Here is an 18,473-nt window from a genome sequence, read left to right on the forward strand (position 1 = left end):
CGGGAGCATCGGGTCTTCGCAGGGACACTCTCGCGCCCCCGTGAGCTCTAGGACGGTGTACGGCCTACTTGGCGTTGTTGACAGCGTCGACCAGCTGTTTCACCGCGTCGGCAGATGACTCATTGGAGTTGAAGAAATGCGTGACGACGTCATAGACGGCGTTCTTAGGCCCATCGGGCATCGCGTGTCCGTGCGCGAAGCTGCCCACCATCGTGCCGCTCTTCAGCGCAGAGCGAAGATCAGCCATCGATTTCTGGCCGCACTCGTCGAAGCCATCGGAAGGCACATCGAGACGCGCCGGAATCGCGCCCTTGATCTGGTTGAATTTCGCCTGCACGCCCTTGTCCATCACGGTCGACGCGAACGCGTATTCACCAGGCAGGCTGGCGTCGCTCTTTTTGAACGTCGCAAACTGATCAGTATTGAAGATGAAGTCGCCCTGGGTGCCGGGGTATTGGAAGCACAGGTAGTCGACATTGGCCTTCTTGCCAGCGTTCACGAACTCGCCCTTCGCCCAGTCGCCCATGATCTGCATCGCGGCCTTGTCGTTGATGACCATCGATGTTGCGAGGTTCCAGTCACGCCCCGGGAAATTCGGATCGACCATACCGCGCAGCGCGCGCATCTGGTCAAATGCCTTTTCCATCGTCTTGGAACCGAGCGCGGCAGGATCAAGCTTGACGAGCGCCTGGGTATAGAATTTCGGGCCGCCGGCAGACATGACGGCGCTATCGAAAATCGTTGCTTCCTGCCATGGCTGCCCGCCGTGGGCGAGCGGAGTATAGCCAGCCTTGCGGATCAAGGCGGCATCGGCAACCAGTTGGTCGAACGTCTGCGGCGGAGTCAGATGCAGCTGGTCGAAGATCTTCTTGTTCGCCCAGATCCAGTTGGTCCGGTGAATATCAACCGGCACCGCTACCCAATGACCATCGACCTTCGAGAAACGTTGAATCGGACCCGGCACGAGCTTGTCCCATCCTTCTTTTGCCGCGATCGGATCGAGATTGGCGAGATAATCCTGCGACGCGTATTCAGGAATGGTAAAGCCGAGCATCTGGATGGCGTCAGGCGGATTGCCGGATGCTACGCGAGCTTTCAGTACCGTGCGCGCTGCTTCGCCACCGCCCCCTGCAATCGGCGCGTCCTTCCAGGCGTATCCGCGCTGCTTCAGACCGTCCTTTAATACCTCCAGCGCACGGGCTTCGCCGCCCGAGGTCCACCAGTGCATCACTTCGACGGTTTTGGTGTCAGCCGCCGATGCCATGCCGCTGCCACCGACGGCGAGGGCTGCCACGAGTGCAAAAAGTGACTTCTTCAACATGTCTCACTCCAGATGGGTTGCTCTCTCTGATGGAGAGGGTTTTTCAGTTTTTTCCGGGCGGACGCTTCCGCCCGAGGCTTATTTCTTACCTGCTATTTCTTCGCCGGCAGCCAAAGGTTCTTGCGTTCTCCGATATGCAGTTGAATCGTCTTCGTCTCCGTATAGTCTTCGACCGCCTGCTTGCCGAGTTCGCGGCCGACGCCGCTCGACTTGAATCCACCAAACGGGAGTTCCGGATATCCGTCGAGGAAGGTGTTCACCCAGATCGTCCCTGCGTCGACACCGCGTGCGACCTTCAGGCAGGTATCGATATCGCTGCTCCACACAGCGGCCGACAAGCCGTACGCAGTGTCGTTTGCGATTTCGATGGCATGATCAAGATCGCGGAAAGCGATGACACTCAAGACAGGGCCGAAAATTTCCTCTCTTGCGACACCCATGTCTGCCGTGACATCGGTCAGGACGGTCGGCTGCAGATAAAGGCCCTTAGCACTTGCGTAACGCCCGCCGCCAAGACGCACCTTCGCGCCTGCCGAGACACCGGTCTCGATATGACCAAGGATGTCGTTCATTTGCTGTTCGCTGACGATCGCGCCGACCTTCGCATCGGGATGAAGCGGATCGCCGACAGGCACTTCGCGGGCACGCTCGATGACAGAAGCGGCAAACCGCTCCACGATGGACTCATGCACGAGAACCCGGCTACCGCTGTTGCAGCATTCGCCGGCGTTGAAGTACACGCCGAATACGACCGCGTCGACCATTGCGTCCCAGTCGCAGTCCGGGAAAACGATCTGAGGATTCTTGCCACCCAGTTCCAGTGCGACTTTCTTGAGTTTCTTTGAGGCCACCCCAGCTAGCATGGACCCGACATGGGTCGAACCCGTGAACGAGAGCATGTCGACCCGCGGACTTTCAGCGAGAGGCTGGCCGACGCGCGAGCCCTTGCCCGTCACGACATTCGCGACCCCGGCAAGCACGCCTGCCTTTTCAAGAATCTCCATCAACATGACGGTCGTGCCGGACGTCAGCTCGCTGGGCTTGATCACGCATGTGCAGCCCGCTGCCATCGCGAATGGCAGTTTCTGGCACAAAATCCACAGTGGAAAATTCCACGGCGTGATGATGCCGACCACCCCGATCGGCTGACGCAACACCAATCCAAGCATGTCTTCACCCAAGGTGTTGTAGGCGTCACCGCTAGTGGTGCGGGCGAGGCTCGCGGCGTACTGCCACAGATCGACGCAACCGGCGACCTCCGCGCGCGCCTGGATGAGTGGCTTTCCGTTCTCCAGCGATTCGATCAGCGCAAGACGCTCAATCTGGGCCTGGATGCCATCCGCGATCGCCAGCAGCACGCGGGCACGCTCCGCTCCCTTCATCTTTGGCCAGGGGCCGTGATGAAATGCACGATGGGCCGCGTCGATTGCCGCGTCGACGTCCTCGGGTGTCGCCACGGCATAGGTGCTGACGAGCTCGCCGTGAGCCGGACTGAGCCGCTCGACACGTTCGCCGCCACCAGCCTCGCACCACTGCCCGTCGATGTAGAGACGACCGTGATACACGTCAAAGTCAGTCTTATGAGACGCCACAAGCAAGGGCGCCAGTTCCGGATTCATGTTTGCAGTCGTCATGTCAGTTACCCTCAAAGTTCGCCGGCCGCTTTTCGCGAAAGCTCAGCATTCCCTCACGCGCATCCGCGGTGGTTGCCGCCAATGCACCCGCCATCGCCTCGAGGGTGGCCGCAGCACCCTCGCCATTTGCCGCGTTCACCAGTTGCTTGGTCAGTTGCACCGACACAGGTGCAAGACGTGCGATCTGTTCGGCCATCTCCAGCGCGGCGTTCAATGCACCGGCCGCCGACGCAACCTCGTCGATCAGACCGATCTCGTGAGCGCGCGCGGCGTCGATACGTCTGCCGGTGAGCGCGAGCATCTTGACCTTGCTCGCCCCAATGACCGAGACAAGCCGTTGTGTACCGGACCAGCCCGGACATGTCGCTATACCCGCCTCTGGGAGCGCGAAGGTCGCGGCAGGGTCTGCAATCCGGATGTCCGCCACCGCGGCAAGCTCCAGGCCGCCTCCGAGTGCGTGCCCATTGATAGCGGCGATGACCGGCACACGAAGCGCAGCCCAACGATCAAAGATCCTGTGTCCGCGCGGTACCCACTGACGCCACATATCAAGTGGCGCCAGCGCGGACCATTCATTGATATCCGCACCCACGCAGAAAGCCTTGGTTCCCGAACCAGTCAGGACCACGGCACGCACATCGGTCCACGTATCAAGCTTCGCGGCGACCGCCTCCAGACGCATCAGCATCGGTGGGGTCAAGGCATTGAGCTTCTCTGGGCGATTCAACGTGACAACTGCGACTGCGCCACTGCGCTCGAACTGGATTCCATCGATATCAGCCACGACGTGCCTCCCTGAGTTGCAGACCGTACGGCGATTCGCTGAAAATCGCAGCATTCATGGTCTTCAGATCCGGCGAAACAATCAAAGGAAAGTCCGCCTGCTCAAGCACGTCCCTGTTCAGGTCGATGCCGGGCGCCACCTCGATCACTTCAAGACCTTCCTTCGTGAGCTGCAGCACACACCGTTCAGTCACATACAGCACCTGCTGACCACGCTGCTGCGCCATGCGGCCGCTGAACGTGACGTGGTCGACGTCGCCGATGAACTTCTTCGATTTGCCCTCCTGAAGGATCGTCAGTCGTCCGTGACCTACCTCCAGCTTCGCGCCGGCTGTGAAAAAGCCCGAGAAGACGAGCTTCTTCGCGTGCGTCGTAATGTCGATGAAGCCGCCACATCCGGCAGTCAGGTACGGCTTGCTGGGCAGCTTCGACACGTTCACGTGGCCGTTGCGGTCGATCTGCAGGAACGACAGCAGCGAAACATCGAAGCCGCCTCCCTGGAAGTAGATGAACTGCGAAGGCGACGGCATGATCGCGTCGGCGTTTGCCGAACAACCGAAGGCGAAGCCGAGCAACGGCATACCGCCCACCGCGCCCTGCTCGATAGCCCACGTCACCCGGCCGTTGAGTCCTTCTTCAAGGAGAATGCGCGGAACGTTGGCCGAAATGCCAAAGCCGAGATTCACGGCGTCTCCGTCCGCGATTTCCATCGCCGCGCGACGGGCAATCACCTTTTCTGCGTTCCAGTCGGCAAATGCAAATTCGCTGTCCGGAACCTTGATTTCGCCGCTGATCTCCGGGTCGTATTCGATCTGCGTCGTCTGTTTCTGCTCGGGGTCCACGACCACGTAGTCAACGAGGTTGCACGGAATGTGCACCTGCTGCGTACCGAGCGACCCTGCCTTCACGACTCGCTTGACCTGGGCGATGACAATGCCGCCGTTATTGCGCACCGCAAGCGCCTGGTCGCGGCCGCCAAGCAGCGCGCCTTCGTGCTCGTAAGACAGGTTGCCCCGCTCATCCGCTGTGGTTGCACGCACGATAGCGACGCGCGGCACGATATTCGGAAAGAAGAGCCACTCCTCGCCCGCGAACGTGACCTTGTTCACAATCGGCTCGGATTCCGAAAGACTGTTCATTGCGCCGCCCTGCCGGTCCGGATCGACAAAGGTGTCGAGCCCTACCTTGGTGAGGACACCAGGGCGCTTCGCAGCCGCGTCCCGATGCATGTCAAACATCACACCGCTCGGCAGGTTGTATGCCCGGATTTCGTTGTCGACCACCATCCGCCAGATGTCGGGCATCGGAAGGCTCGATGGGCCACTGGGAAACGAACCGGCGATGATCGACTTGATAAGCCCGTGCTTCGCCAGATGATCGATGCCTTTGACGCCATACATGTCGCCAGCTGCTATCGGATGCAGCAGCGACAGTTGTCGAGGATGGCCTTCGGTTTCAAAGCGCGTCCCGATCGCCGCCAGCATGGCGTCGGGGCAGCCAAGGCCACTAGACGAACTGACGGTCACAACGTCACCATCGTTGATCAGGCCTGCGGCAGTCGCCATCGAAATAACTTTGCTGGAACCCACAATAGATCTCCTCAAACTGACTCAGCGCGCGAACTGCTGCGGGACGGCTACGTGTGCACCGGTTGAAGCCGACTCTTCAAGCGCAAGCGCGGTGACCAGGGACCGGTATCCGTCCCGACCGGTCGCTGCGGGATCCTCACCGAGGAGAACAGCGCGATGGAACTGGGCGACTGCGGTGACATAAAGGTCCTGGTGGACGACCTCGATGATTTCGAAACCAGCTGCTGAACGCAGCTCGATTTCCCCGACCGCGCGCTGGGTCATCACGTCACGTGCGATGAGCGAGCCTTCGGTCCCGTGGACCTCGAGGCCGGTCGGCGCGTACGGCACGGTGAACGCGTCGTGAATCTGGGCAAGCACTCCATTACTGAACCGGATGATTCCCATCACGCCGTCGGCGAGGCCCCGGGTACCCATGCTTCCCGCCGAGGTCATCGCGCTCACTTCGACGGGTTCTGCATCCAGAATGAAGCGAAGCGTGTCGGCGTCATGCACGGAGATGTCGAGCACGACTCCGCCGCCCGCATCAGGGCGCTCGATTCGCCAGCCGCGGAGGTGCGGCGGTAGCGAGACCGCGTGGAAGACTCGCACGTAAAGCGGCGTGCCGACCGCACCGGAACGGATGAGTTCTCGCAGACGGCGGTGTGTCGCCGCGCACCGCAGGTGATGGTTCGTGCCAAGGACGACCTGATGGGCGGCGCACACTTCAATCATCTGGTGCGCCTCAGCCTCTGAGAGCGCGAGGGGCTTTTCGCAGAGCACGTGTTTGCCGGCGGCAGCGGCCGCCAGAACTTGAGGCAGGTGTTTTTCGTTCGTGCTGCTGATGTAGACGGCGTCGATGTCGCGATCGGCGAGGATCTCATCAAGGCCTGTGGTCGGCTTCGAAATCTGATGCTTGTCGGCAAACTCGCGGGCGCGCCCGGCGCTGCCACTGACGACCGCTTCGATCGTGCCGTCCGGCTGCGACCGGATCGCGTTGACCATCCATTCGTCTGCTATGGTGCTGGCGCCGACCAGCGCCCAGCGAATATTAGTAGCCATTGCCTCTCTCCATTGGAACGTTCCAACTCGCGTTTATTGGATCGTTCCAACAAACTGTAGTAGACTGGTTTCACCGTGTCAAACACTTTTTGGAACGTTCCAATTGTGCAAAGCAACATGAAAACCGTTCCGACGATTCAGGACATTGCAGCGGCTGCGGGCGTATCCAAGTCGACAGTCTCGCTGGTCCTTCAGCAGAGCCCAAAAATCAAGGCGGAGACGGCCGACAAGGTTCGGGCGGCGGCACAACTCCTCGGGTACGTCTACAACCGCGGCGCAGCAAATCTGCGCGGAACCCGAAGTACCATCGTCGGCATGGTCATTAATGACCTTACCAACCCCTTCTTCGTCGAGTTGCTCGTCGCCATTGAGCGGGGGCTCGCGCAGGCCGGATACACGACGCTGATGGCGCACACTGCCGAAAACGTCGCGACCCAGACTCGTGTTCTGCAATCGATGCGTGAGCAGAATGTGGCCGGCCTGATCATGTCTCCTGCGTTGGGAACATCTGAGCAACTGCCGGATGAGATCAGATCCTGGGGAATTCCGCTTGTCCTTGTCATGCGACCAATGGGCACGGATGTCGACACGGTCGGAGTCGACAACAGTTTTGGATTCGCTCTCGCGACGGAACATCTGATTGCTCAGGGCCACACACGTATCGCCTTCGCTGGCAATCGAAGCGGCTATGCAGTTGCGAACCAGCGCAGGCAGGGCTATCTCGCGACGATGGCCAGTCATGCCCTGCCTGTCTCCGACGAGTGGATCATCGACGTCGAACTGACACCCGAGGGCGGTCGTCAGGCAGTTCGCTCCATCTTCGAGATGCGGCCTCGACCGACGGCAGTGCTCTGCTACAACGACCAGGTGGCGTTTGGCGTATTGCATGAACTGGACCGGATGGGCAAACGTGCGGGCAAGGCGCTCGCGGTCGTCGGCTGTGACAATGTGATAGCAGCGGAACATACCAATCCACCGCTCACTACCCTTTCCGCCGGAGCGGACAAACTTGGCACGATCGCGAGTGAGACGCTGCTGGCCAGGCTTGATCCATCGGCGGACGGAAAAGAACCACCCGTGCAGTACTTCGCCATTCCGCAGCTAGTCGTCAGGGAGTCAAGCGTGGGCTCCACGCGGCGGCACCCGCATCTTTCCATTGATGCCACCCGCACGGAACGTCGCGTAGCGGGCCAGCGGCAATAAACTTCTATTTACTCGCGCGTCAGCCCGCGTGACTGGCTTGATCATCGCGCGGCGTCTCGCCAACGCGAACTGATCCGGCTACCCATCACGAATCAGTGGGTAGCCGTGCAGACCGCCCCGCCCGGCAACGGCGTTTCAGAGGGCGAAGCCCATCTGCTCCTTGCCGAGTTGAGTCAGGTCTTCTTCCACAGCCCTGCCGGCAAAGTCAACTTCGAACTGGTCCGCGGGGAAATCCGGCGGGCTCTCCCCCTTGAGGAAGGTGGGCAACTGGCGTTTAAGGTATGCGTCGTTCTTTGCACACGCAGGCGCAGCCGATATGTACATGACGTTGCTGTAGCCCTTTCCACGATGGGCATCTTCGACCGCGTGAATCACGTCGCTATGCCAGAAGACGGTGTCCCCTGCCTGCATCTGCGGGATCGAAGATAAGGCCTCGTGCAGCAGACCGTGCCACTCCGGCTTGATCGAAAGCGCGCGCCCGGGCAAGGCGCCGCACAGATCGTCGTCCGGCACGTCGTCCTGAAGAGCGCGCAATAATATGTACATCATCGCGTTCGCGATCGGCACGAGTTGGAGCGTGCCGTCTCCCGGACCTTGCGGAGTGAGCGCCGTCCAGCCCTGGAAAGTGCGGAACATCGAACAGACAGTGGGAGACGGAATCTCTCTCGCCTCGGGGCGATACGCGGCATCGAACGCGTCGTATTGGCGCCAGTCGCCACTAAACACGTGTCGATAGACACACCGGAAATTGTCGTCAAGCCAACGTTCGACCGATCCACCGTCACAATGGGCAGACAGTCCGAGCGACTCTGAGCCGGGGGGGCGACGGCGCAGCCGGTCCGCGTACATCGGAACGCGGTCCGGATCGAAATGAACGCGCCCTTCGCTGTCGTGTTTCCAGAGGCGGTTCAGAAAGACGCGCGTCTGAGTGAGTTCGGGCGCCTGGCGCGCCTCGACCTGAGGCCTCGACCAGTAAATGCCGTAGATCTGAGGCTTGCTCGAAGCGAGGTTGCCGAAGTACTTGTCCTCTGCACGATGCGCGAGTTTTTCGTCGAGCCCATTGGACTTGACATATTCGGCGACCTCCACGTCCCACCGTTCAGCGCGCTCGCGGCTGAACACACCCCGGACGACGCAGGCCCCTCGATCCTTGATCGATGCGATCTGGCCGTCGCTCACCCGGTCAGCCGCGATATCCGCATACTGGATTTCAGGAATGACAGACTCACCACGGGCGCGCTGCTCCACGATGGTAGCGACCTTGCGCTGAATTTCAGCTTCGACCTCCTGGAATACTTCCTTATAGTTGGGAAGGCCGGCGCGCAACTGCTTTTTAACCGCCCCAATAGCAGTCGGCAAATCGTCGATGTGAAGGGATTCCATGGTGGCGTCTCCTGGTGTTCTCTGATGACTGAAGCTTAGCCTGAGCCAGGACTGAAGAGTGATACAATATGGTCAATTTCTTCGTGATTCCGGCCATGAAACCTCTATACGAACATGTTGAGATGAGCGCCGGATGCTCCGTGCGGGTTTATCACCGGAAGCTTCCGCGTATTCCGTTCGAATGGCACCATCACCCGGAATATGAGCTCACCTTGACGATGAATAGCCGCGGAAAGCGCTATATCGGTGACTCGATCGAGGGGTACGAGGGCGATGACCTGGTGCTCGTTCCGCCAGACTTGCCCCATACCTGGTCATCAAACCGTTCGATTGACGACAGTGCCCCGCAGGTCGCTATCGTCATCTGGTTCGAAGGCGACTGGGCGCGACGACTCGCAGATTGCTGCCCCGAGTACGAACCACTTCATCGGCTTCTAAGGCGCGCTGCCTGCGGCCTTGCATTCAGAGCAGAAGCCGGCGCAACGGTAAGAAGCCGGCTCGACGGTCTTTTGTCAGCGTCTCCAAGGGAGAGACTCAGCGTTGCTCTGGACATCCTGTGCCTATTGGCGGATGAAGAAGCACAGCCACTCGCGTCCGCCAGCGCGTTCGATCAGAGCAACGTGGGGCGGCCTTCCGGCCACGAGCCCGAGCGGATAAATCGCGCGCTAGCGGTTATCGAGACGCGATTTGCCGAGCGGCTGACACTCACGGAACTAGCCGCCGCCGCGACCCTTTCAGAGCGCACACTCAATCGATATTTTGTTCAGCATATCGGCGAAAGTGTTGGGAAGTATGTGAGCCGTGTGCGAATAGGTCACGCATGTCGAATGCTCGTAGACACCTCATGGCCCGTGTCGGTTATCGCTGCGCATTCAGGATTTCCCAACGTTGCCAATTTCAACCGTCAATTTCGCTCGCTGAAAGAGACGACTCCCGCCGCCTATCGGAAAGAGTTTGCTGGTAAGCCCAGACATCAACTGAATGCCCCGTTGACACTGGAGGCAAGATCGCCGTCCTTGGACGGCTCATGACACGCTGCTTTCATTGGCTCATAGACTGCCAAGAGGACGTACACAACCGACTTTGAATGGGCTTCGAAGTCCTCCCTCAGCTTGATCTCTTCGCTGCCTCGGCGGAGCGGTGTGCGAGCACCCTGACCTCCCCGGCCACCGCTGCAAAGCCGCGTCCTTGCGTCCTTGAGTACCCGCTCGCGCCGGCGCGTTGCCCGTGGCGATTTCATGGCTCATGCTGACCACGCCTTTAGCTGCGTCGTGGACCTGACCGACACTCCCGGCGAGTGTGTCCCTCATCCGCGCAACAGTCGCCATCACGCTGCCCGTGTCGCCAGCACGCAGGTCAGCGCGCCGCAACAAATCGCCATGCCGGATCGCGTCGGCGAATTCGATTAGCTCGCAAGGATCGGCGCCGAGCTACTGGACGATATTGCGCACAACGACGACGAACGCGACGCCGACACCGATCGCACAAGCCACCAAGGTCGACCCGACCATCATCAACCGGAAATCGGTACTGACCTGGCGAGCCTCTGCGCCGCCCTGCCGGTTTAGCGTTTCCCGAAAATCGATCAGTTGATTGATTGCCGCGAGCCACTCGATGAATGCAGGCCGCGCATTTTCCATGCAATACCTTGCGTGCCCCGTCCCTATCACCCGCCGTTTGCCGCGCGATCACCTCGTCGATGAGCGGCGAGGCCTTGCTGCGCGCATCGACAATACGCGCATAGATCGCGCGTTCAGTCGCTGTGATGTCGTTGTGTTGAGCATAAATCGCCGCCAGCGGTTTCTCCGAGTCCTCGTAATCCGAGGCCAGTTGCTGAATATGTGCAACGACGGACGGAAGCTCATTGCGCGATACGATTGTGACGTCGCGCACGGCGATCGACGTCGAGCCGTGCCCGTTGCGAAGATGCCGACGCCTGACAACGGGCAACACCGAACCATGAAAAGCATGCGTAATGCGCTGCCTCTTTAGTCGCCACTCCGCGGCATGATTAGCGAGTTGGGTCAAAAAATACGCCGTTGAACCTCAACATCGACTCAGTCGTGAGCGCTATTGCTTGGGCCGCGAAAGCGAGGGGCGACGCGCGTCAGACGCCCTCACTGCCGCGCCGCCAACCCGACCGTCGACTTATCTCGCTTCAGCCGCTTCGTTTCACCGCCCAAGCGCTGCGATTACCCCTTCCGCATAAGCCGGGTCGGCCTGACGGAAATGCTCGATCTGACGCGCAACAATCGTCAGCGGCACGCCGTTGATGTGGCGCGCGATGTTGCCGAACAGCCGCGCGCGTTGCGCCACATCGAACAGACGGAACAGCGCACCCGGCTGGCTGTAGTAGTCATCGTCGTCGCGATGATCGTAGCGATCCACCGCACCCGCGGCGAGCGGCGGCTCGGCCGCATTGCGGTATTGTGCGAAGTCGCCGAACCGGTTCGGCTCGTAGTTCACGTTGCCGCCGAGATTGCCGTCCGTGCGCATCGCACCGTCGCGATGGAACGAATGCTGGAACGGGCAGCGCGACGCGTTCACCGGAATCTGGTGATGATTGATGCCGAGCCGGTAACGCTGCGTATCGCCGTACGAGAACAGACGCCCCTGCAACAGACGGTCCGGCGAAAAGCCGATACCCGGCACCACATTCGCCGGCGTGAACGCCGCCTGCTCGACGTCCGCGAAATAGTTCGCCGCGTTGCGGTTCAGCTCGATCGTGCCGACGTCGATCAACGGATAGTCCTTCTGCGACCACACCTTCGTGATGTCGAACGGATTGAAGCGATACGTCGCCGCTTCCGGCATCACCTGAATCGCGAAGCGCCATTTCGGAAAGTTGCCCGCGTCGATGTTGCCGATCAGATCGCGTTGCGCGCTTTCACGGTCCTGCGCGACCACCTGCGCGGCCTCGGCATCGGTGAAGTTTTCGATGCCTTTCATCGACTTGAAGTGAAACTTGACCCAGAAACGCTCGTTGTTCGCGTTGATGAACGAGTACGTGTGCGAACCGAAGCCGTGCATCTGCCGGTAGTTCTTCGGAATGCCGCGATCGCTCATCAGAATCGTCACCTGATGCAGCGACTCCGGATGACGCGACCAGAAATCCCACGCGGCGACGTTGCTGCGCAGATTCGTGTACGGATCACGCTTCTGCGTATGAATGAAGTCCGGAAACTTGAGCGGATCGCGAATGAAGAACACCGGCGTGTTGTTGCCGACCACGTCCCAGTTGCCTTCCTCGGTGTAGAACTTGATCGAGAAGCCGCGCACGTCGCGTTCCGCGTCGGCCGCGCCACGCTCGCCGGCCACCGTCGAAAAGCGCATGAAAAGCGGCGTTTCCTGGCCGACCTGCGCGAATACCTTCGCCTTCGAGTAGCGGGAAATGTCGTGCGTCACCGTCAGCGTGCCGAAGGCGCCCGAGCCCTTCGCGTGAACGCGGCGTTCAGGAATCACTTCGCGATCGAAATGGGCGAGCTTTTCGAGCAGCCAGACGTCTTGCAGGACGACCGGGCCGCGAGGGCCGGCGGTCATCGAATTCTGGTTGTCGGCGACGGGGGCGCCAGCAGCGCTCGTAAGAGTACGATCTGACATGCTTAGGTCCTCAAAGGCTAGTTTCGGGCGGGTTTGGAGAATGGCTCGCGACCATCATTAGATAGGAGACCAAATGATGACAATTGCCAGTCTCGATAAAAGGTCTGTCCATATATAGGGCAGTTCAGTCGTTAAGCAGCAGAAAAAATCTCGCAAGAATCCTAACAGTACCAACGCGCGCAGTACCCACCGCTATCAACGCCCCGTCCGGCGTCCGCTTCGGTTTCGACACCCTCGAGGACAACACAATCAGCGCAGCTAACCGTGACAAATTTCCCCCAAACACACCGCGGTTCAAGTCCGCGAGCGCGATCGAATGACGTTCACGTGACGGCCATCATGCGGACCGCTTGCCTCGCGCAACGGTGTGCGACGACGTGATGGCTCCGGTCCCCCGACTTTCAACCAACGCACGCGTACGCTGCGAGATTCGCGCCGCTGCCTCCCGGATCGATTCGACAAGACGGTCCAGATTGGCAAATTCGAGTCGCTGGGTCGGCACGATCACCGCAAGCGAACCGACTGCTTCACCGGAGTCGTCCGTAAATAGCGGCGACGCCAGTGCAGAAACGTTGCTTTCCAGTTCGCCCCTCGACAGATAAAAACCGGCACGCCGAATTTTGAGCAGCGACGCGCGAAACTCGTCGAGTGTCGCCCCAAGGCCGCTTTGCGCGATCTCGTCAGCATACTGATCGAACAGGACCGCGAGCTTGGCCTTCGGAAAGGTGGACAGGATCGCTTTTGGAGCGGCGCCGAGAAACAGGGGCCGAGGACGGCCCCGGCCGTACCGGAGGTCAAGCGCCGAGCCGTGAGTCTCCCGATGCGTGTCCACGAGTTCGTTACCGTACCAGCGCGACATCACCACATCGAAGCCGGAGTGTTCACTCAACTCACGCATGATCGGCTGCCCGACCGCAAGCAGCGGATCCGATATGCGCAGATGGTAGTCAAGCTTGATGATGCGGGGGCCGAGACCATAGTCTCCTCCTGCAAACCGGATGAGCAAGCCAGCGTCCAGGAGCTCGCGTACATAGCGATAAGCCGTTGGGGTCGAGCAATCGAGTTCGGCGGCAACGTCTTCGACGGACAGGAACGGCTTCGCCTCCGAAAACAGCTCGAGTATGGATAAAAGTCTCGTAATGCTCGACATCTATGCGCTGCGCCTCCTCGTGTGTGAACGGAATTATATCCACTGGCAAGATCGCCATTGACGCCTTCGACGACCACCGCGCGGAAACAGTCCCACGCGAGCCACGCAGCGCCACACTTATGCAAGCCCCATGCGCTCGGCCATTTCGGTTTGCCAGACACTTCGCGGCCTGAACCCCGATAGCGTTCTTGCGTGGCGTTCGACAGCCGCCATCAGTTCAGCATCGGGCAAGCCGAAGTCCACCGGCACCCGCATCGGCTGGTCGACGTACCACGGCGTGTCGATGTAGAGCTCGAGGCGATTGCCCTCGGGATCGCGCGCATAGATCGAAACCGAATTGCCGTGGGTGACGGGGTTGATTTCCTGCAGGGCTTCCGCAATGAACTGCCGATGAAACCGCCTCAACGTGGCAAGGCTGTCAGCTGTGAACGAAATCTGGTTGATCGGGTTGAACGCCAGGTGCTCGGGGCGGCCGCTCGCGAGCACGATCTGGTGATGCACCGCGGGATCGCGGCTCAAGAATACCAACTGCACAGCGCCGTGCGGCGTCTGCAGCGAACCCCGATCTGTCACGGTGAATTCCATCACCCGCGTATAAAAGTCCTCCACGCGCGCCATGTCGCTCACATAGAAGCCCATGTGACTGAGGGACAGCCCTGCCCTCGCTTTCTTCATACCGTTCATGCCTGTCTCCAAGTAATGATAAACCCTAACAAAAAACACGTTGTGACATTTACTAAATTTAGTTTATTCTCGCCATACGATAAATGCACGGTTTTTTTACCGAATCGATGCGTTGATTCTATCGACTTTTTATCTAACCGGAGCATCAATGAAACTCGCCAGCTTCTCCACCCACCTTGGCTCATCGTTCGGCATCGTTCGCGATGAAACCGTGTTCGACCTTGGCAAGCGTCTCGGCGGCCGCTATGCCGATCTGAAGGCACTGATTGCCGCCGACGCATTCGGCGAGGCCGCGCAGGCCGCCGATGGCACGCAGGGCGACTACCCGCTGTCGGAAGTCACGCTGCTGCCTGTGATTCCGAACCCCGAACAAATCTTTTGCGTGGGACTCAACTACGCAGACCACGTCAAGGAAACCAACCGCGAAACCACCGAGCATCCGGTCATCTTCATGCGGGTGCCGGCTTCTCAAGTTGGCCATGGCCAGTCGATGCTGCGTCCGCCTGAGTCGCAGAAGTTCGACTATGAGGGTGAGATTGCCGTCATCATCGGGCGCGGTGGACGACGCATCGCCGAGGCCGACGCGTGGAACCACATCGCTGGCTACGCCTGCTACAACGACGGTTCCGTGCGCGACTGGCAGCTTCATACGGGCCAGTGGGGCCCGGGCAAAAATTTCTATCGCACCGGCGCGTTCGGACCGTGGATGGTGACGAGCGACGAGATCGAACCCAACGCGTTGATGACGCTCGTCACCCGGCTGAACGGACAGGAAGTGCAACGCGCGACGACGCAGATGCTGATCCACGGCATCGCCAAACAGATCGCCTACCTGTCGACGTTCACCCCACTCTCTCCGGGAGATGTGATCGTGACAGGCACGCCCGGCGGCGTCGGCGCGAAGCGCAATCCGCCGCTGTTCATGAAGGCCGGCGACGTGGCGGAAGTGGAGGTTGACCGGATCGGCGTTCTGTCCAATCCAATCGCCGACGAAGCGTAAAAGTCGTAGCCGGGCGCGTTCGTGTGCGCTCGGCGTCTTATCTGGCGGAACAAGACATGTTAGAGAAAACTATTTCGACGCACGCGTGCGACTACGACGTGGCCGTTATCGGCCTCGGGCCTACCGGGGCGACGCTCGCGAACCTGCTGGCAATCGAAGGCTTGCGGGTGCTGGTGCTGGAGCGAGACAAGGACATTTTCGCGCTTCCTCGCGCGGTGCATTTCGACGGTGAATGCATGCGCGTGTTCCAAACCCTCGGTTTAACCGACAAGCTGCTACCCAAGCTGTTCGTGGGTCCCGGCATGAAATTCGTGAACGGGGAAGGCAAGTTGCTGATCGACTGGCAACGCCCAACCTGTATCGGACCACAGGGGTGGAGTGCGAGTTACAAGTTCCATCAGCCCGATCTCGAGAATGCGTTACGCGAGCGTCTTGCGCAGCAATCGAGCGTTGACGTCCGGTTGCGCCACGAAGTGTTCGCGCTTGACGAGGCGAGCGATGGCGTCCAGTTGCGCTTCGAGGATACGAGCTGCGGCAAACTTGGACGTACCACCGCGCGATATGTAGTCGGCTGCGACGGTGCGCGCTCGATTGCGCGACGCTTCATGGGCACCGAATTGACCGATCTGAAATCGCATGAACGCTGGGTTGTGGTCGACGTATTGCTCGATGCACCGCGGCCCGATCTTGGCGACTACTCGGTCCAATACTGCGACCCGGCGCGCCCGACCACTTACACGCGTGGTCCCGGAAATCGGCGCCGCTGGGAAATCATGGTGATGCCCGGTGATGATGTGACGCAACTCACGTCCCCCGAATGGCTGTGGGACAAACTCGCTCGCTGGATTTCTCCGGCCGATGCGCGCCTCGAACGTTCTGCCATATATACATTTCACTCGGTCGTGGCGAACGGTTGGCGCCGTGGCCGACTGCTGCTTGCAGGCGATGCCGCACATCAGACGCCACCCTTTCTGGGCCAGGGGATGGGAGCCGGCATTCGCGACGCGTCGAATCTCGCGTGGAAGCTTGGTGCCGTCATTCATGGCGAAGCGCCCGATACCCTCCTCGACAGCTACGAATCCGAACGCTCGCCGCACGTGCGCTTATTTATCGAAACGGCAGTACAGCTCGGCTCAGTCATTCAAACGACGAGGCCAGACCTGGCCGAAGTCCGTGATGAAGGGATGAGCGCAGCGATTCGCAATTTTGTGACCCCACAACCCAGGCTTGGCCCGGGCGCATGGATCGATGAACCATCGGGCGTGGCCGGGCATATTGCACCACAACCCCGCCTGCTGGACGGACAACTCGTGGACGACGTGGTCGGCTATCGGTTTGCGCTGCTTGCGCGACCGGAATTGCTCCGTGAATGCCCCGACGTCGCCAATAGCGCTGCGCAAGCGGGCGTCGGGATTGTGGCCAGCGATGGAGCGGCCGTTCGCGAGTGGTTGGAGTCGATCAACGCTCCAGCGGTGCTCGTACGCCCCGACCGGTATGTGTACGGTGTCGCGCAGGACAGTGAATCCTTGCAACATCTTCTGCACCACGCCGTACCCGGCTTGCAAACCGAAGGTGCTGTGGCCATGTGAGCCCGCAAAACCGGTCGTCACGCGAGATGTCTCGCGGTCGACGCACGTAGACCATCGGACAAAGAATCCGAAAATCAATTGGAGGAGTCATGGGAATATCCCGCAACCCGGTCGGCGGCGCCGACCGTCCACAGTCATCCGGCTTGTCCCGGTCGCAGTGGAAGATGATTCTCATCGCAAGCCTTGGCGGCTCGCTGGAGTTTTACGATTTCATCGTCTACGGCTTTTTTGCCCATAACATCGCGGCCCAGTTTTTCCCGAACTCGTCGTCGCTGGTCAGCATGTTGGCTACTTTCTCCGTGCTCGCAATCGGGTACGTGATCCGACCGCTCGGCGGAATTGTGCTCAGTAGCTGGGGCGACCGGTATGGCCGGCGTCCGGTGTTTCTCGGCTCAATCATTGTGGTCACCACCGCGACGATCTGCCTTGGTCTGCTGCCCAACTTTCAGAGCTGGGGCATGACCGCATCGATCCTGTTGATCCTGCTGCGCATGCTTCAGGGTTTTTGCGTCGGCGGAGAAATGCCCGGCGCGATTACCTATGCAGTGGAAGCCGCGCCGCATCGGGCGGGGCTCGCCGCGGGCATTATTATCTGCGCGGTGAACCTGGGTGTTTTGCTGGCCACATTCGTCAACCTCGGCATCCAGACCTACCTGTCCGCCACGGACGCGGCGGCGTATGGCTGGAGGATCGCGTTTCTTTTCGGCGGCGTTTGCGGGATCGCTTCCTACCTGATGCGCCGTAATCTCGACGAGTCGCCCGAGTTCAAGAAGATGCAAGGAGCTGTCGTCAAACAGCCGTTTCGCGAGACCTTGCGACGTCATGGCAAAGCGGTCGCGACGGGAGCACTGGCGATCGCCGTGATGGCCGGCGTCAACGGCATACTTTATGGCCACATGCCCGCCTACCTCGTCCAGCAGCTGCACTATGCACCACGGACCGCGGCAATCGCCCAGAACGCTTATCTGATCGTCAGTTCCTTCGGCCTCCTCGCCGCAGGCTGGCTCGGGGACAAGATTCCACGCCGGTACCTGCTCCGAGCGTCAGCGGCGCTGCTGATCGCATTGAGCTACCCATTCTATGAAGCGCTGGCGAGTCATACCGTCAATCCGGTGGTGCTGTTCGTGCTTGCCGGCGTGGTCTTTTCACTGGCAAGCGGAACATGGGCGTCGGTGCTCGCCGACCAATTCCCTGTCCAGGTCAGATTTAGCGGAATCGCGCTGGCTTACAACCTGGCCGTTGTCATATTCAGCGGCTTTGCGCCCTTGCTGGCGGCCATGCTGATTCGCATGACCGGCTCCTTGGCAGCGCCAGCCTGGTATGTCATCGCCGCATGCACGGTCGCGCTGCTTGCGAGCTATGGATTGCCGACGGGAAAGTCTGGGGCCGGGTCGCCTTCGAAGACAGATGGACTGAGCGGCGAACTGTTGCGTTGAGCCGAATCGAGCCACGAGGCGGCCGGCACCGTCTCTGACAAGAGGTATCCATGCCGTATT

16 protein-coding genes are annotated in these 18,473 nt (G+C 60.3%); 6 read left to right on the forward strand and 10 right to left on the reverse strand.

Annotated features, from left to right (window positions below; all coding sequences use genetic code 11):
- Positions 1-64: 64 nt before the first annotated feature.
- The 5 genes from B0G77_RS27360 to B0G77_RS27380 all read right to left on the reverse strand — a co-directional run bounded on the left by B0G77_RS27360 (position 65) and on the right by B0G77_RS27380 (position 6,368).
- The gene (locus tag B0G77_RS27360) at positions 65-1,321 is read right to left on the reverse strand and encodes an ABC transporter substrate-binding protein (RefSeq protein WP_133665110.1); all 1,257 of its coding nucleotides are present in this window, start codon (positions 1,319-1,321) and stop codon (positions 65-67) included.
- 92 nt (positions 1,322-1,413) lie between these two features.
- Entirely contained in the window at positions 1,414-2,955 is a 1,542-nt protein-coding gene (locus B0G77_RS27365; RefSeq protein ID WP_208116504.1) for an aldehyde dehydrogenase family protein, read from the reverse strand.
- Between the two features lies 1 nt (position 2,956).
- Complete coding sequence (locus B0G77_RS27370; RefSeq protein WP_133665111.1) at positions 2,957-3,739, reverse strand: enoyl-CoA hydratase/isomerase family protein; 783 nt, start codon at positions 3,737-3,739, stop codon at positions 2,957-2,959.
- On the reverse strand, positions 3,732-5,303 hold the full coding sequence (locus B0G77_RS27375; protein ID WP_208116561.1) for an acyl CoA:acetate/3-ketoacid CoA transferase: 1,572 nt from the start codon (positions 5,301-5,303) through the stop codon (positions 3,732-3,734). The genes B0G77_RS27370 and B0G77_RS27375 overlap by 8 nt, the downstream gene beginning before the upstream one ends.
- Positions 5,304-5,348: 45 nt before the next feature.
- The gene (locus tag B0G77_RS27380; RefSeq protein WP_133665113.1) at positions 5,349-6,368 is read right to left on the reverse strand and encodes a Gfo/Idh/MocA family oxidoreductase; all 1,020 of its coding nucleotides are present in this window, start codon (positions 6,366-6,368) and stop codon (positions 5,349-5,351) included.
- A 117-nt stretch (positions 6,369-6,485) separates the two neighbouring features.
- On the opposite strand from B0G77_RS27380, the gene B0G77_RS27385 reads away from it, so the two are divergent.
- Complete coding sequence (locus tag B0G77_RS27385; protein ID WP_133665114.1) at positions 6,486-7,571, forward strand: LacI family DNA-binding transcriptional regulator; 1,086 nt, start codon at positions 6,486-6,488, stop codon at positions 7,569-7,571.
- 135 nt (positions 7,572-7,706) lie between these two features.
- Here the strand turns inward: B0G77_RS27385 and B0G77_RS27390 are convergent, their stop codons facing one another.
- Positions 7,707-8,954: a DUF1479 domain-containing protein gene (locus B0G77_RS27390; RefSeq protein WP_133665115.1), complete on the reverse strand. Its 1,248-nt coding sequence runs from the start codon at positions 8,952-8,954 to the stop codon at positions 7,707-7,709.
- A gap of 95 nt (positions 8,955-9,049) precedes the next feature.
- Here B0G77_RS27390 and B0G77_RS27395 point away from each other — a divergent pair, with 95 nt between their 5' ends.
- Both B0G77_RS27395 and B0G77_RS43480 read left to right on the forward strand, forming a co-directional pair.
- Positions 9,050-9,985, forward strand: coding sequence for a helix-turn-helix domain-containing protein (locus tag B0G77_RS27395; protein WP_133666890.1), 936 nt, complete (start codon positions 9,050-9,052; stop codon positions 9,983-9,985).
- Between the two features lie 207 nt (positions 9,986-10,192).
- The gene (locus B0G77_RS43480; RefSeq protein WP_166656238.1) at positions 10,193-10,363 is read left to right on the forward strand and encodes a hypothetical protein; all 171 of its coding nucleotides are present in this window, start codon (positions 10,193-10,195) and stop codon (positions 10,361-10,363) included.
- A gap of 21 nt (positions 10,364-10,384) precedes the next feature.
- Here the strand turns inward: B0G77_RS43480 and B0G77_RS43485 are convergent, their stop codons facing one another.
- The 4 genes from B0G77_RS43485 to B0G77_RS27415 form a co-directional block, all read right to left on the reverse strand.
- A complete protein-coding gene (locus B0G77_RS43485) occupies positions 10,385-10,594 on the reverse strand; it encodes a hypothetical protein (protein WP_166656286.1) in 210 nt (69 codons plus the stop codon).
- A gap of 532 nt (positions 10,595-11,126) precedes the next feature.
- Positions 11,127-12,554, reverse strand: coding sequence for a catalase (locus B0G77_RS27405; protein ID WP_133665117.1), 1,428 nt, complete (start codon positions 12,552-12,554; stop codon positions 11,127-11,129).
- A 337-nt stretch (positions 12,555-12,891) separates the two neighbouring features.
- The gene (locus tag B0G77_RS27410) at positions 12,892-13,704 is read right to left on the reverse strand and encodes an IclR family transcriptional regulator (protein ID WP_133665118.1); all 813 of its coding nucleotides are present in this window, start codon (positions 13,702-13,704) and stop codon (positions 12,892-12,894) included.
- A 117-nt stretch (positions 13,705-13,821) separates the two neighbouring features.
- Positions 13,822-14,388 carry a VOC family protein gene (locus tag B0G77_RS27415; RefSeq protein WP_133665119.1) on the reverse strand — a complete coding sequence of 189 codons (567 nt, stop codon included), beginning with the start codon at positions 14,386-14,388 and terminating at the stop codon, positions 13,822-13,824.
- A 148-nt stretch (positions 14,389-14,536) separates the two neighbouring features.
- On the opposite strand from B0G77_RS27415, the gene B0G77_RS27420 reads away from it, so the two are divergent.
- From B0G77_RS27420 to B0G77_RS27430, 3 genes are all read left to right on the forward strand, one after another.
- The gene (locus tag B0G77_RS27420) at positions 14,537-15,388 is read left to right on the forward strand and encodes a fumarylacetoacetate hydrolase family protein (protein ID WP_133665120.1); all 852 of its coding nucleotides are present in this window, start codon (positions 14,537-14,539) and stop codon (positions 15,386-15,388) included.
- Between the two features lie 56 nt (positions 15,389-15,444).
- Positions 15,445-16,977, forward strand: a complete 1,533-nt coding sequence (locus B0G77_RS27425; RefSeq protein WP_133665121.1) for a bifunctional 3-(3-hydroxy-phenyl)propionate/3-hydroxycinnamic acid hydroxylase — start codon at positions 15,445-15,447, stop codon at positions 16,975-16,977.
- A gap of 89 nt (positions 16,978-17,066) precedes the next feature.
- Positions 17,067-18,413, forward strand: coding sequence for an MFS transporter (locus B0G77_RS27430; protein WP_133665122.1), 1,347 nt, complete (start codon positions 17,067-17,069; stop codon positions 18,411-18,413).
- The last annotated feature ends 60 nt before the right edge of the window (positions 18,414-18,473 follow it).

This window comes from Paraburkholderia sp. BL10I2N1 (assembly GCF_004361815.1).
Classification (GTDB): domain Bacteria; phylum Pseudomonadota; class Gammaproteobacteria; order Burkholderiales; family Burkholderiaceae; genus Paraburkholderia.

Coding starts and splice junctions, on each gene's coding strand:
- B0G77_RS27360 (WP_133665110.1), bottom strand. CDS start 1,321: ATGTTGAAGAAGTCACTTTTTGCACTCGTGGCAGCCCTCGCCGTCGGT.
- B0G77_RS27365 (WP_208116504.1), bottom strand. CDS start 2,955: ATGACGACTGCAAACATGAATCCGGAACTGGCGCCCTTGCTTGTGGCG.
- B0G77_RS27375 (WP_208116561.1), bottom strand. CDS start 5,303: ATGGCGACTGCCGCAGGCCTGATCAACGATGGTGACGTTGTGACCGTC.
- B0G77_RS27380 (WP_133665113.1), bottom strand. CDS start 6,368: ATGGCTACTAATATTCGCTGGGCGCTGGTCGGCGCCAGCACCATAGCA.
- B0G77_RS27385 (WP_133665114.1), top strand. CDS start 6,486: ATGAAAACCGTTCCGACGATTCAGGACATTGCAGCGGCTGCGGGCGTA.
- B0G77_RS27390 (WP_133665115.1), bottom strand. CDS start 8,954: ATGGAATCCCTTCACATCGACGATTTGCCGACTGCTATTGGGGCGGTT.
- B0G77_RS27395 (WP_133666890.1), top strand. CDS start 9,050: ATGAAACCTCTATACGAACATGTTGAGATGAGCGCCGGATGCTCCGTG.
- B0G77_RS43480 (WP_166656238.1), top strand. CDS start 10,193: ATGGCTCATGCTGACCACGCCTTTAGCTGCGTCGTGGACCTGACCGAC.
- B0G77_RS43485 (WP_166656286.1), bottom strand. CDS start 10,594: ATGGAAAATGCGCGGCCTGCATTCATCGAGTGGCTCGCGGCAATCAAT.
- B0G77_RS27405 (WP_133665117.1), bottom strand. CDS start 12,554: ATGTCAGATCGTACTCTTACGAGCGCTGCTGGCGCCCCCGTCGCCGAC.
- B0G77_RS27410 (WP_133665118.1), bottom strand. CDS start 13,704: ATGTCGAGCATTACGAGACTTTTATCCATACTCGAGCTGTTTTCGGAG.
- B0G77_RS27415 (WP_133665119.1), bottom strand. CDS start 14,388: ATGAACGGTATGAAGAAAGCGAGGGCAGGGCTGTCCCTCAGTCACATG.
- B0G77_RS27420 (WP_133665120.1), top strand. CDS start 14,537: ATGAAACTCGCCAGCTTCTCCACCCACCTTGGCTCATCGTTCGGCATC.
- B0G77_RS27425 (WP_133665121.1), top strand. CDS start 15,445: ATGTTAGAGAAAACTATTTCGACGCACGCGTGCGACTACGACGTGGCC.
- B0G77_RS27430 (WP_133665122.1), top strand. CDS start 17,067: ATGGGAATATCCCGCAACCCGGTCGGCGGCGCCGACCGTCCACAGTCA.